The organism is Acinetobacter sp. YH12120 (assembly GCF_013418795.1).
Lineage (GTDB): Bacteria > Pseudomonadota > Gammaproteobacteria > Pseudomonadales > Moraxellaceae > Acinetobacter > Acinetobacter towneri.
Genome location: NZ_VPBI01000014.1, coordinates 1 through 13,910 on the forward strand (window position 1 = coordinate 1; position 13,910 = coordinate 13,910).

The window sequence follows — 13,910 nt, forward strand, 5'->3', positions numbered from 1 at the left end:
TCAACAATACAAAAAATTTCTGTAAAATCGTACATGGTAGTTAGAGCCTTTGGGTTGTGTCGTAACTTTCTAAATGGCTCTAACTACCTTTTTTTCAAGGGCTTTTCTTATCCGTAATTCGGGTTAATATAAAATAATGATCTGTGATGACTCAATCTATATCCCGCATACTGCAAAATATGAATTATCCCGAGATTTATCCACAGAAATTGTGGATTTCTCAGGAAGAATATTCAAATAAATTTCCGCTATGCTGAAGCTGAAAACCTTCTCCCTGTGGGAGAAGGCTAGGATAAGGAATAACAAATTATGCTTTTAAAAGAATGTATGAAAACATTCAATTATTGATCAATAATGTCCGTGCCTTTTGGCGGCGTGAAATTAAAAGTCGATGCAGGAATTTTGGCATTGACTTTCACATTGTTAAAACGCACATGCGTGGTTTGTCCCAATGAATCCTGCAAAATCATTAAGGTTGGCGCGTTACGTGCACCAAAACTAATGGTTAAACTTTGAAATACGCCATCATCACTTTTTGGATATAAGGTGTAATAGGTTTTTGACTTATTCGGCTGGGTCACACGATACGACTGCATGATTTGATTAGTATTACCCGAAAGCAACAATGCAGGCGTATTTGCCACTTGATCATCTAGGCTTTGGCGTACCGCTTGCTGTAAGTCTGGATCATAAATCCATACGGTTTTGCCCGTAGTCACAATTGTCTGTTTAGCTGGACTGGTGGTTTCCCAAAAGAATTTACCCGGACGTTCAACTTTCATAACCCCTTTAAAATTCTGGTTCATGTGTTGTGCCGATAAACCACGGTTTGGCAAAGCCTTGCCATTATTGCTGACTTTGGTGGTTTGCTCAAAATTGGCGGTAAAACTTTTAATACCATTCAATTGTTTAACAAGGTTTGCTGTCGCTTGTTGCTCCGATGCTGCCACTGGCGCAGCAAACACTGTAGTACTCATGATTGGCGCTAAAGTGGTTGCACCCAATGCCACAGCACACATCGTTTTACGAAGCATATTCATAGATTCACCTTTTTATATTTGCTCAATCGCAATGTTTTGGATGTCCCATCTTAAACCAATTTCTGGCGCTAATATGATAGAAAATAAGAAGTTTTGTATGCTTATTAATATAAAATGTAGAAATTTATCCATCATGATGAAGAACTAAAAGTTATCCTTTGACCCTAATTTTCCATCATACAAGCATAAAAAAACCCACAATCACTTGTGGGTTTTTTCACTATTTCAGCTTACGCTTCAACAGATACGTAGCGACGGCCAAATTGACCTTTCACTTCGAATTTTACTACGCCGTCAGCAGTAGCAAATAAAGTATGGTCACGGCCCATACCTACGTTTGCACCAGCGTGGAATTCTGTACCACGTTGACGAACGATGATGTTACCAGCAGTTACAGTTTGACCACCGTAAACTTTAACACCTAACATCTTAGGATTCGAATCACGACCGTTCTTAGTCGATCCACCGGCTTTTTTAGTTGCCATGTCTATTTACTCCTAGTGATTAGCCTGCAATACCAGTAATTTTCAACTCGGTAAACCATTGACGGTGACCTTGTTGCTTACGGTAGTGTTTACGACGACGCATTTTAACAATACGGATTTTGTCGTGACGACCATGACCAACCACTTCTGCAGTTACTTTAGCGCCAGCAACAACTGGAGCACCGATTTGAACGTTGTCACCGTTTACAACCATTAATACGTCATCAAACGTAATAGTTGCGCCAGTTTCAGCTTTCAATAATTCAACTTTAAGGGTTTCACCCTCAACAACACGGTGCTGTTTACCACCGCTTTGGATTACTGCGTACATAATGTACTCCAAACATGCCCGTGTCGTCGTGCCGATAAAGGGATATATCGATCTTAAAACGAACGCCACTGGGGGTTATTCAAGGGCAAAGATTTTAAGCGATATTCGCACAAACAACAAGCCATTTACGGCAATTATTGCACAACAAGGTTGATTATTTAATACCCAGCCGCGTAAATGACTTTCTGCAGCCTCATCCATATTCAATGGATCAATCAATACAGACAGATTGTGTTGGCGTAAACTGCTGTGCTTGTTAAAATCATGCCCAACTTGAGCAAATAACTGAATTTACCCACAAAGTTATTGACTTCGTTTTCTAGTAGAATTAACAATTACAGCATTTGGCAGGTGCCTAACTATTGCATTCATTGCGTTATTTTCGCAGACTTAAGCAGTTTTCTTGGCTGTAACATAAGTTACAACTGATTCAACTAAGTTGTCATTCAATATTATTGAGGTTTCTCTTCACATGACCATCGACTTTAAGCAAGACATTCTCGCCCCTGTTGCTTCTGATTTTGCCGCGATGGATACATTTATTAATGAAGGGATTACCTCTAAAGTCGCGTTAGTGATGGCGGTTAGTAAGCATGTGGTCGAAGCTGGCGGTAAGCGCATGCGTCCAATTATGTGCTTACTTGCTGCCAAAGCTTGTGGTGCAGAAGATTTAGAGCGTCAACGTAAACTGGCTGCAATTATTGAAATGCTGCATACCGCAACTTTGGTGCATGATGATGTGGTGGATGAGTCTGGTTTACGTCGTGGTCGACCTACTGCTAACGCCACTTGGAATAACCAAACAGCGGTTTTAGTCGGTGACTTTTTAATCTCCCGCGCCTTTGACTTATTGGTCGATTTAAACGATTTGGTATTGCTAAAAGACTTTTCTACAGGGACTTGTGAAATTGCCGAAGGTGAAGTTTTACAATTACAGGCACAGCATCAACCTGACACTACAGAACAAATTTATTTAGACATTATTCACGGCAAAACTTCACGTTTATTTGAACTTGCCACTGAAGGTGCAGCAATTTTAACAGGCACGCCACAGTACCGTGAGCCGTTGCGTTTATTTGCAGGACACTTTGGCAATGCCTTCCAAATTATTGATGATATTTTAGATTACACATCAGACGCTGAAACATTAGGTAAAAATATTGGCGATGATTTAATGGAAGGCAAACCAACTTTGCCTTTAATCTCTGCATTAAGAAATACCACTGGCGAACAACATCAAATTATTCGTCGCAGTATTGCGACAGGTGGTACTTCTGACCTCGATCAGGTTATTGCCATTGTGCAGTCCTCTGGCGCTCTCGATTATTGCCGCCAACGTGCCACAGAAGAAACAGAAGCCGCTATTGCCGCTTTAGAAGCACTGCCAGACTCGGAGTATCGTCAGGCCTTAAAGAATTTAGCCTTATTGGCTTTACATCGCATTCAATAATTTAAGCAGCTTATGCATATAAAACTCAACGATTTATTTAGAAAAATGCAAGAACAGCTGGATACACCAAAAGCTGTTCTGGATGAAAATCTGCTGATTGAACTGGTCAATCGTATCCGTCCAAGTGACACTCAAGATTTAGAAGAAACTCATCAAAAGTTTCAAGCTTTCTTACAAGCCTTGCTGCTGACACCCGATGCCAGCTCAACCTTGCAACATTTTGTTTTACGTCTAATCAATCAATACAAACAAACCAGTTTATATGCCGACACGGGAATTTTATCGCTCGATGGTTTTTGGAATCAGTTGTTTCAGCGTTTGGGCGCGCACTTTTTACCGCTGATTAATGATGAAAGCCAACTGCAAGATTTAGTCCGTCGAGTTTTTCCACTACGTAGTGATAAATACTGGCTCGACAATATTGAAGATACCGAATGGCAGCAATTATTTACTTTACTGAATCGCGGACATGGCGGACAAACACAAAAACGCCTGATTCGCAGTGAAATTATTAAAGCTCTAACAGTGCTGTCATATCGGGTCAGCGGCATTGGTTTATATCCTGAATTTATTAGTGCCTATCCTGAACTAAGTGAATATGATTCACCTTTTTTGGCACAAAACCGCGAAATCAACGAGTTTATTCAGCTTTATAAAGTTGCCGATCAACAACACGATCAAATCAGTGCCATTCAACCACCCGATGCCTCTCAAGCTTTGGTGATGATTGACCAATGTCATGATGTCAGCAGTAAAATTCGTCGTGCCACCAAACGAACTGGCGTCAGCATCAGTCTGACCTACTTATTGTCTTTACTTGAACAATGTTTAGAGCGGATTGAACTGTTGCTGAATTTAATCGTGGCGCAAGACAAAGTCCGTTATGTTTCGGCAGGACAATTACTGGTAGATGTAACTGCGGCATTGTATAGCGAACGCAGTGTACGCTCCTTGCTTGCAGAAAACAGTGAGTTAATTGCCTTACAAGTCACTGAAAATGCTAGTAAAACGGGTGAGCATTATGTAAGTACCGACAAAGACGGCTTTTGGGGCATGTATAAAGCTGCGGCAGGTGCAGGTGTTTTAATTGCCACGATGGCGACTTTAAAAACCCTCGCCTCGCGTTTAGTGCTCGCTCCGATGATGCAGGCCATCATCAACAGCATGATTTATTCATTTGGTTTTATGCTGATTCATGTCTTGCACTTTACTGTTGCCACCAAACAACCCGCAATGACTGCTGCAGCATTGGCTTCTACGGTACAGCATCGTAAAGGCTCTAAAATGGCACAAATTGCCGAACTTGCTGCCTTAATTATTAATATTATCCGCACGCAGTTCGTCGCCATTTTGGGCAATATCTCGATTGCCATTCCAGTCGCAGCCTTAATTGCTTTTAGTTGGGATGCCATGTTGCATGAACCGTTGATGTCACATGCCAAAGCATCCAATATGCTGCACGACTTGAATCCGTTTACTTCACTTGCCATTCCACATGCCGCCATTGCAGGGGTATTTTTATTTCTGTCTGGTTTGATTGCAGGTTATTTCGATAACATGGCCGTGTATCGTAAAGTCGGGCCACGCCTAAAAGCCCATCTGCATTTAAAAAAGCTACTCGGGCAAGAACGTCTCAATATATTTGCCAATTATATAGAACGAAACTTAGGGGCTTTGGCAGGTAATTTCCTGTTCGGGATTATGCTCGGCAGTACCGCCACACTGGGTTATATTTTGGGTTTACCGATTGATATTCGCCACATTGCCTTCGCTTCTGCCAACTTTATTCAGGGTTTAATGAATATTAATGGCTCACCTGAAATTGGCCTGATTATTGTGTCCTTTTTAGGCGTACTGCTAATTGGTTTAACCAACTTATTTGTCAGCTTTACTTTAACCATTATTGTGGCATTGCGTGCGCGTCGGGTACGTTTTGAACAGTGGAAACCTTTGGCAAAATTGGTGCTGACTCACTTCTTAACCCGTCCAAGTGATTTCTTTTGGCCACCGAAACAACCAATTACAGTGGATGACGATGCATCCTCAAATACTGAACGAAATGCTAAAATTTAGTGCACATTTACATTGCGCACAAAGTAACAAAAAAAGAAATTCTTCTCATTTACATTGGCTTGAAATAAAGTGTACTGACTAGTACACTTTATTCCATTCATCAACCGTGCTCAAATCGGTTAAACTTACAGGGATTTTTAGCATGCCTAAAATACTGCTTTATCTCGGTAGTTTACTATTTATAATCAGTGTGTTAGTGCTAAACATTCCAAGTTGGCAACAATTTGATGTTGCCAGTGTGGAGTTTTTAAGTACCCAGCGCACCGCACATTTGAATCAATTGGCAATCACACTTTCTGTATTAGGTGGCATGCCATTTGTATTATTTTTAACCTGCCTATGGTGTTTCTATTTGGCATGGTATAAAAAATACACAAAAATTGTTTTTATCAGTGTAGGACTGGTCGTAAGTATTGCGCTTTCATGGCTGCTCAAATACCTATTCGCGCGACCTCGCCCGCCTGAAGCATTGCATTTGGTGGAAACTTTTGGCGCATCATTTCCAAGCGCTCATAGTTTTTATGCTGCAACTTTAGGTTGTTTGGTGATTTACCTGAGTTTGCAACATCCAGCGCATAAAATTTTGTCTGTGTGCGCGTGGTTATGGATGTTGCTGATGGGCATTTCCCGTGTGTATCTGGGAGTGCACTATCCTTCAGATGTCCTCTCTGGTTGGAGCATAAGTTTTATTTGGATCACATTGTGGTATCTGTTTTGCGCTCAATATCTGCAAGACAAACCAATACATAAGTTTAGATAAAAATCTAATAGAGGTGAAAGAATGATGTCTGCAAAGCTTTGGGCTCCTGCCCTGACTGCTTGCGCATTAGCCACAAGTTTAGCACTTGTGGGTTGTAGCAAAGATCCAAAAGATGCACAGCAAGCAGGTGCAGCTCAGCAAATGCCACCGACTGAGGTTGGCGTACTGGTGGCACAGCCACAAAGCGTGGAACAGTCTGTAGAACTGTCTGGACGTACCACAGCCTTTGAAATTTCAGAAGTTCGCCCACAAACCAGTGGTGTGGTTCTGAAACGTTTATTTACCGAAGGCAGCTACGTGCGTGAGGGTCAGGCGCTTTATGAAATTGACTCACGTACCAACCGTGCCAGTCTAGACAGTAGCCGTGCAGCACTCACCCGCCAGCAAGCGCAATTGAATGTGTTACGCATTAAAGAAGGTCGTTACCGTCAGTTGGTAGGCAGCAATGCAATCTCTAAACAAGAATATGATGACATTGTGGCACAGGTAAAACTTGCCGAAGCCGATGTTGCTGCGACTCAAGCAGAAGTACGCAATGCCGAAATTAACCTAGGCTATTCGACTGTACGTGCCCCAATTTCAGGGCAAACTAACCGCTCTACTGTGACTGCAGGTGCATTGGTTACGGCTAGTCAGGCGGAACCGTTGGTGACGATTCAACGCTTAGACCCAATTTATGTAGACATCAATCAGTCCAGCGCAGAGTTACTACGTTTACGTCAGCAATTGAGTCAAGGTAGTTTAAATAGCAGCAACAACACCAAAGTAAAATTAAAACTTGAAGATGGCAGCTACTACCCTGTTGAAGGTCGTTTGGCTTTTTCTGATGCCAGCGTGAACCCAGAAACAGGCACCGTGACTTTACGCGCCGTGTTCCCAAATTCAAATCATTTATTATTGCCGGGTATGTTTGCCACTGCGCAAATTGTGCAAGGTGTGATTCCTAACGCAATCTTAATTCCACAAGCTGCGATTAGCCGTACCCCAACAGGTCAGGCAATGGCAATGATTGTGAATGCCAAAGGTATTGTTGAACCGCGTCCTGTGACCACAGTTGGTACGCAAGGCAGCAACTGGATTGTGACTGAAGGTTTGCAAACTGGCGATAAAGTGATTGTCGAAGGTATTGCCAAAGTAAAACCTGAACAGCAAGTGGTCGCTAAGCCGTATCAACCGCAAGGCGCTGCTCCTCAAGCTGCACCTGCTGCACCAGCAAAATCGGGGGATGCCAAACCAGCCTCAGAAGCCCAAGCAACTGAATCAAAAGCTACTTCAAATACATAAGGAGTAGACGTTAATGGCTCACTTTTTTATTCATCGCCCCATTTTTGCATGGGTGATTTCATTGGTAATCATGTTGGCGGGGATTATTACCCTCACCAATATGCCAATTGCCCAATATCCGACCATTGCACCGCCAACGGTCACCATTGCTGCAACCTATCCGGGTGCATCTGCTGAAACTGTGGAAAACACAGTAACGCAAATTATTGAACAACAAATGAACGGCTTGGATGGTCTGCGCTATATTTCATCCAACAGTGCGGGGAACGGTTCTGCATCCATTACGTTAAACTTTGAACAAGGTATCGACCCAGATATTGCACAGGTTCAAGTACAGAACAAATTGCAATCTGCTACGGCGCTCTTGCCTGATGATGTGCAACGTCAAGGCGTGAAAGTGACCAAATCAGGAGCGAGCTTCTTACAGGTTCTCGCTTTTTATTCACCTGATGAAAGCCTGTCTGCCGATGATATTAAAGACTATGTTAACTCTAACATTTCTGAACCGCTGAGCCGTGTTGCAGGTGTGGGTGAAGTACAAGTCTTTGGTGGCTCATACGCGATGCGTATTTGGATGGACCCTGCCAAAATGGCGAGCTTGCAAGTCACACCAAGTGATATTGCTCAAGCGATTCGTACCCAAAACGCACAGGTTGCGGTAGGTCAATTGGGCGGCGCACCTGCAATTCAAGGTCAGGCTTTGAATGCTACAGTAACTGCGCAAAGCTTGCTGCAAACACCTGAACAATTCAGCAATATTTTTCTAAAAAATACCGCTTCAGGCGCTCAAGTGCGCTTGGGTGATGTGGCACGAATTGAACTTGGTGCAGACAACTATCAGTTTATTTCTAAATACAACGGCAAGCCTGCGGGCGGTGTCGCAATTAAATTATCTACAGGTGCTAACGCCCTAGATACTGCTGCTGCTGTGGAAGAACGCCTCAAGCAATTACGTCCTAACTACCCTGCGGGTTTAAAGGATGAGTTGGCTTTTGATACCACGCCATTTATTGAACTTTCGATTAAGAGTGTTGTTAAAACCTTAATTGAAGCGATCATTTTGGTCTTTATTGTGATGTTCCTGTTCTTGCAGAACTGGCGCGCCACAATTATTCCAACTATGGCCGTGCCTGTAGTGGTACTGGGTACCTTTGCCGTGATCAACATGTTTGGCTTCTCGATTAACACCCTGACCATGTTTGCCATGGTACTGGCGATTGGTCTATTGGTCGATGACGCAATTGTCGTGGTGGAAAACGTAGAACGTGTCATGGTCGAAGAACATCTTGACCCTGTGGCGGCGACTGAAAAGTCGATGAAACAGATTTCAGGCGCACTGATCGGGATTACCTCGGTATTGTCTGCGGTATTCGTACCTATGGCATTCTTTGGTGGGACTACAGGCGTTATTTATCGTCAATTCTCAATTACGCTTGTGACTGCAATGGTGTTGTCACTGGTCGTAGCGTTGACCTTTACCCCTGCCCTATGTGCCACGATTCTTAAACAACACGATCCAAACAAGCCTGAAAGCAACGGTATTTTTGCGCGTTTCTTCCGCTGGTTTAACCGCAGTTTCGATAAGCTCTCGGTTAAATATCAAGGTGGTGTTAACCGCATGACGCATCATAAAATCTTCTCGGGGGTTTTATATGCAGTGGTACTGGGCATTATTGTGTTAGTGTTCCAAAAACTACCATCATCATTCTTGCCTGATGAAGATCAGGGCGTGGTGATGACATTGGTACAACTCCCACCAAATGCAACTTTGGAACGTACTGACGCCACCATGACCAGCATGACCAACTTTTTCAGAGAAAATGAAAAAGAGCATGTGCAGTCGGTATTTAGTGTTTCAGGCTTCTCTTTCTCAGGCGTTGGTCAAAACGCAGGTATGGCGTTCATTAAGTTAAAAGACTGGAGTGAGCGTACAAGCCCTGAATCTCAAGTTGGTGCAATTATCCAGCGTGGTATGGCACTGAACATGATTGTGAAAGATGCCACTTACATCATGCCATTACAGCTTCCTGCGATGCCAGAATTAGGTGTCAGCTCAGGCTTTAACTTGCAACTGAAAGATGCTGCGGGCAATGGTCATGAAAAACTCACCATGGCACGTAATATTGTGTTGGGTGAAGCATCTAAAGACCCTCGCTTAATGGGCGTACGTCCAAATGGTCAAGAAGATACACCACAGTACCGTATTATTATTGACCAAGCGCAAGCAGGTGCGGCAGGTGTCAGCATTGCTGAAATCAACAGCACCATGGGCATGGCTTGGGGTGGTTCGTACATCAATGACTTTATTGACCGTGGTCGCGTGAAAAAAGTCTATGTACAAGCCGAATCTGATTCACGCATGATGCCTGAAGACCTGAACAAGTGGTATGTCCGCAACAACCGTGGTGAAATGGTGCCATTCTCTGCCTTTGCAACAGGTGAATGGACTTATGGTTCACCTCGTTTGGAACGCTATAACGGCGTATCTGCCAAGAACATTCAGGGTGCGCCTGCGCCAGGTGTCAGCTCTGGTGAAGCCATGCAAGCGATGGAAGAAATTGTCGCAAAACTACCATCTATGGGCTTAAACGGCTTTGACTATGAATGGACAGGTTTATCACTTGAAGAGCGTGAATCTGGCGATCAGGCACCATTCCTCTATGCACTGTCATTACTGATTGTATTCTTGTGTTTGGCAGCCTTGTATGAAAGCTGGTCTATTCCATTCTCGGTGCTGTTGGTGGTACCGTTGGGTATTGTCGGAGCATTATTGCTTACCTTCGGGGGCATGATCTTGTTCAAAAACCCGAACCTATCCAACAACATTTACTTCCAAGTGGCGATTATTGCCGTGATTGGTTTATCTGCCAAAAACGCGATTTTGATTGTGGAGTTTGCCAAAGAGCTACAAGAAAAAGGTGAAGACCTGTTTGAAGCGACCTTGCATGCTGCAAAAATGCGTTTACGTCCAATCATTATGACCACTTTAGCCTTTGGTTTTGGTGTATTGCCGCTTGCACTTTCTTCAGGTGCAGGTGCAGGTAGCCAACACTCGGTCGGTTATGGTGTTTTAGGTGGTGTGATTAGCTCAACCTTGTTAGGGATCTTCTTTATTCCTGTATTCTATGTCTGGATTAGAAGTATCTTTAAATACAAACCAAAACAACAAAATAATCAGGAGCATGTATCGTGATGCAAAACTTATGGTCGCATACAGGCCGTGGTATTGCGGTTTCTGCCCTCGCGCTTGCTTTGACAGCTTGTCAAAGTATGCGTGGGCCAGAGCCCGTCGCTCAGGCAAGTATTCCAAGCAGCTATACTGCTGCTGCATCGGGTACTTCAGTGGCTGAACAAGGTTATAAAGATTTCTTTGCCGATCAACGCTTATTACAAGTTTTGGATATGGCATTGAACAATAACCGTGATTTACGCACAGCGACGCTGAATATCCAACGTGCCCAACAAGCCTATCAAATTACCGAAAACAACCAGTTACCTACCATTGGTGCTAGCGGTGGCGTACTGCGTCAAGACCAAGGTACTGCTTTAGGCACACACACACGCTATAACGTTGGTTTAGGTGTAACTGCCTACGAACTAGATTTTTGGGGTCGTGTACGCAGCTTAAAAGACAATGCATTAGATAACTTCTTGGCAACTCAAAGCTCGCGTGATGCCACACAAATTGCCTTGATTGGTCAGGTGGCGCAAGCATGGCTCAACTATTCTTTTGCCAATGCCAATTTAAAACTGGCAGACCAAACCTTAAAAACACAGCTTGAGTCTTATAACCTCAACAAAAAGCGTTTTGATGTCGGCATTGATAGTGAATTACCTGTCCGTCAGGCACAAATTTCAGTTGAAACTGCACGTAATGATGTCGCCAACTACAAAACCCAAGTCGCGCAAGCACAAAACTTGCTGAACTTGTTGGTGGGCGAACAAGTTCCAAGTGCGTTATTGCCAACGCAACGTGTGACGCGCATTACCAAAACTACCGCAATTGGCGCTGGCTTACCAAGTGACTTGCTGAATAACCGTCCTGATATTCGTACTGCAGAGTATCGACTATCGGCTGCGGGTGCCAATATTGGTGCAGCAAAAGCACGTTTATTCCCAAGCATTAGCCTCACGGGCAATGCAGGCTATGCATCAACTGACTTGAGTGATTTGTTTAAATCAGGCAGTTTTGTTTGGGCAGTGGGCCCGAGCATCGACTTGCCAATTTTTGATTGGGGCACACGCCAAGCCAACATCAAAATTTCAGAAACGGATCAACAAATTGCTTTGGCTGACTATGAAAAATCAATTCAGTCTGCATTCCGTGAAGTGAATGATGCTTTGGCAGTTCGTCAAAATATTGGTGATCGTTTAGCGGCACAAAAACGCTTGGTTGATGCGACCAATACCACTTATAAATTATCTAATGCACGCTTCCGCGCAGGCATTGACAACTATTTAACCGTGTTGGATGCACAGCGTACGTCTTATGCAGCAGAACAAGGTTTATTGTTGTTGGAACAAGCCAATTTGAACAATCAGGTGGAGTTGTATAAATCTTTGGGTGGCGGTGTGAAAGCCAACACTTCAGATGCTACTTCGCAACCTGCATCATCGGCAGAACGTAAAGCGCAATAAGTCTTTGCGTCTACCTTAAATTTGCTGCTTAACAGCTCAGATATAAAGACTAAATCAGCTCACTTCGGTGGGCTTTTTTATTGCTTTTTGCAAGCACATTTCATATCTTCAATACGTCTTGTTTTTAAATATTAGAATCTTATGTTGCTTAGTAATCTTGAATCTGTACCAGGTCATCGTATTTCACGGCAAATTGATGTGGTCTATGGCAGCACCGTACGCAGTAAGCATGTGGGGCGTGACTTCTTGGCAGGACTCAAAAATATTGTCGGTGGTGAATTAACGGCTTATACCGAATTACTAGAAGAATCACGCCAAGAAGCGATGGATCGTATGATTGCTAAAGCACGTGGTTTAGGTGCCAATGCTATTGTTGGGATTCGCTTTTCTACTTCAAATATCGCTCAAGGTGCTTCGGAATTGTTTGTTTATGGTACAGCAGTGGTGGTCGAGGCAGATATTCCTAAACTTCCAGACCCATTTCCAGCATCACACTAAAGCAAAGATTATTGAACAGGAATAACATCACATGGATAATTTAATTCTGCAAATTGTTGTCTTTGCGATTTTATTTGCCGTAGGCTTTGGTTTTGGGCGACACAACGAACGCAAACATTTCAAATATTTAGCCGAGCAAGAACTGCGTTTAAGTTATATTCAGATTGATAATAACCGCTTCCAGACCAGTCCCAATTTTGGGCAATTGATACACAGCAATGTGGTCATTTCTCATGATTATTTTAAGTTTGTGATTGCCAATATTCAGAACTTCTTTGGCGGGCGCTTGACCAGTTATGAAAGTATTGTCGAGCGGGCGCGTCGTGAAGCCATCGTCCGTTTAAAATTAGAAGCTGAAAAAATGGGCGCAAATCATATTATGGGGCTGCGTTTAAGCACCACAGAATTGGGGATGCAAGGCGGCATGGTCGAAGTCTTTGCTTATGGAACGGCGGTTCAAAATAGCGTTAGTCAATTCTCTGCAAAACGCTGAGTACATCTTTCAGCGTTTGTAAAGAATTTAGTATAAATACTGATCTCGATAAGGCTGAGGAATTTGATATTGCCGACCATCAAATTTTAAAGTGAAACGCTGTTGAGTAGACACTTGTTTAGTTTCTTTGCAATTTTCTAAATCGCCCGACATTTCATAATGTTGAATACGATCACGTAATTGCATATCAAAATATTGTCGAGTTGTATTTCGCAAGATCATTAAAATAGCTTTGCTTTCTATTACTTTGGCATTACAACGTGTATCGGTTTCTGCCTGATAGCGCGCTACGATTAAGCCGTTTAAAATTTTCTTGTTATGTTGTAAATCATATAAATCGAGTACTTGCGCCGAAAATGGATTGGCACTTGAACGTCCTGCATAATTCCTTCTTAAACCAATTGCCCTTAAGCTTTCAGAAACTTGATACGGCGCCAAATCTAATTGGATAGAACGCAGTTCAATTGCATCTGAAGGCAAAAGCTCTTTCACGTGATAGATTGAATGAAGCTTTTGCGTTTTACTATTTACGGTTAAAAAAGTCAGCTGATAATCATCTACAGGTTGATCATCTTTTGTCTGAGTTTCAGCATAAGCAATTAAAGTTTGTTCAGGAACATTGGGGAAATCCGCACAAGCCAAAAAGTCCTCATTCACTGTGGTTGTATTTGTGTGCTGTCGTAAAATCTTTTCAATATATTCAGGTTGTTTACACAACGAATCATCGTTTGTTTGTAATTTGGCAAATGTCGTTTGAGTCATCCCTAAGAAAGCGAAAAGCCACGCGCTGATAAATAAAAAAATACCTTTCATCATTGAACGCATGGCTCATCCTTCTTTTTGTTTTTATTATTTTAT

12 protein-coding genes are annotated in these 13,910 nt (G+C 42.9%); 8 read left to right on the forward strand and 4 right to left on the reverse strand.

Going from position 1 to position 13,910, the window contains the following annotated elements; genetic code table 11:
- Nucleotides 1-341: 341 nt before the first annotated feature.
- The 3 genes from lolA to rplU all read right to left on the reverse strand — a co-directional run bounded on the left by lolA (nucleotide 342) and on the right by rplU (nucleotide 1,856).
- Nucleotides 342-1,040 (reverse strand): outer membrane lipoprotein chaperone LolA, encoded by a 699-nt coding sequence (gene lolA / locus FTU58_RS09715; protein ID WP_179990204.1) that lies wholly within the window; start codon nucleotides 1,038-1,040, stop codon nucleotides 342-344.
- Nucleotides 1,041-1,270: 230 nt separating this feature from the next.
- Nucleotides 1,271-1,525: a 50S ribosomal protein L27 gene (rpmA, locus tag FTU58_RS09720; RefSeq protein ID WP_004760935.1), complete on the reverse strand. Its 255-nt coding sequence runs from the start codon at nucleotides 1,523-1,525 to the stop codon at nucleotides 1,271-1,273.
- Between the two features lie 19 nt (nucleotides 1,526-1,544).
- Nucleotides 1,545-1,856 carry a 50S ribosomal protein L21 gene (gene rplU / locus FTU58_RS09725; RefSeq protein ID WP_004972275.1) on the reverse strand — a complete coding sequence of 104 codons (312 nt, stop codon included), beginning with the start codon at nucleotides 1,854-1,856 and terminating at the stop codon, nucleotides 1,545-1,547.
- Nucleotides 1,857-2,328: 472 nt separating this feature from the next.
- On the opposite strand from rplU, the gene sdsA reads away from it, so the two are divergent.
- From sdsA to FTU58_RS09765, 8 genes are all read left to right on the forward strand, one after another.
- Complete coding sequence (gene sdsA, locus FTU58_RS09730) at nucleotides 2,329-3,306, forward strand: All-trans-nonaprenyl-diphosphate synthase (RefSeq protein WP_104853134.1); 978 nt, start codon at nucleotides 2,329-2,331, stop codon at nucleotides 3,304-3,306.
- 12 nt (nucleotides 3,307-3,318) lie between these two features.
- On the forward strand, nucleotides 3,319-5,379 hold the full coding sequence (locus tag FTU58_RS09735) for a site-specific recombinase (protein WP_167845837.1): 2,061 nt from the start codon (nucleotides 3,319-3,321) through the stop codon (nucleotides 5,377-5,379).
- Nucleotides 5,380-5,521: 142 nt separating this feature from the next.
- Nucleotides 5,522-6,139, forward strand: coding sequence for a phosphatase PAP2 family protein (locus FTU58_RS09740; RefSeq protein WP_004972280.1), 618 nt, complete (start codon nucleotides 5,522-5,524; stop codon nucleotides 6,137-6,139).
- Between the two features lie 21 nt (nucleotides 6,140-6,160).
- Entirely contained in the window at nucleotides 6,161-7,423 is a 1,263-nt protein-coding gene (locus FTU58_RS09745; protein WP_004972282.1) for an efflux RND transporter periplasmic adaptor subunit, read from the forward strand.
- Between the two features lie 13 nt (nucleotides 7,424-7,436).
- Nucleotides 7,437-10,616, forward strand: coding sequence for an efflux RND transporter permease subunit (locus FTU58_RS09750; RefSeq protein WP_004972283.1), 3,180 nt, complete (start codon nucleotides 7,437-7,439; stop codon nucleotides 10,614-10,616).
- Nucleotides 10,616-12,061: a multidrug efflux RND transporter AdeIJK outer membrane channel subunit AdeK gene (gene adeK / locus FTU58_RS09755; RefSeq protein WP_179988562.1), complete on the forward strand. Its 1,446-nt coding sequence runs from the start codon at nucleotides 10,616-10,618 to the stop codon at nucleotides 12,059-12,061. The genes FTU58_RS09750 and adeK overlap by 1 nt, the downstream gene beginning before the upstream one ends.
- A gap of 141 nt (nucleotides 12,062-12,202) precedes the next feature.
- Nucleotides 12,203-12,559, forward strand: a complete 357-nt coding sequence (locus FTU58_RS09760; RefSeq protein WP_004972285.1) for a YbjQ family protein — start codon at nucleotides 12,203-12,205, stop codon at nucleotides 12,557-12,559.
- A gap of 31 nt (nucleotides 12,560-12,590) precedes the next feature.
- Entirely contained in the window at nucleotides 12,591-13,052 is a 462-nt protein-coding gene (locus FTU58_RS09765) for a YbjQ family protein (RefSeq protein ID WP_004972286.1), read from the forward strand.
- A gap of 27 nt (nucleotides 13,053-13,079) precedes the next feature.
- Here FTU58_RS09765 and FTU58_RS09770 read toward each other — a convergent pair whose 3' ends face one another.
- On the reverse strand, nucleotides 13,080-13,877 hold the full coding sequence (locus FTU58_RS09770; RefSeq protein WP_180062392.1) for a hypothetical protein: 798 nt from the start codon (nucleotides 13,875-13,877) through the stop codon (nucleotides 13,080-13,082).
- Between the last annotated feature and the right edge of the window lie 33 nt (nucleotides 13,878-13,910).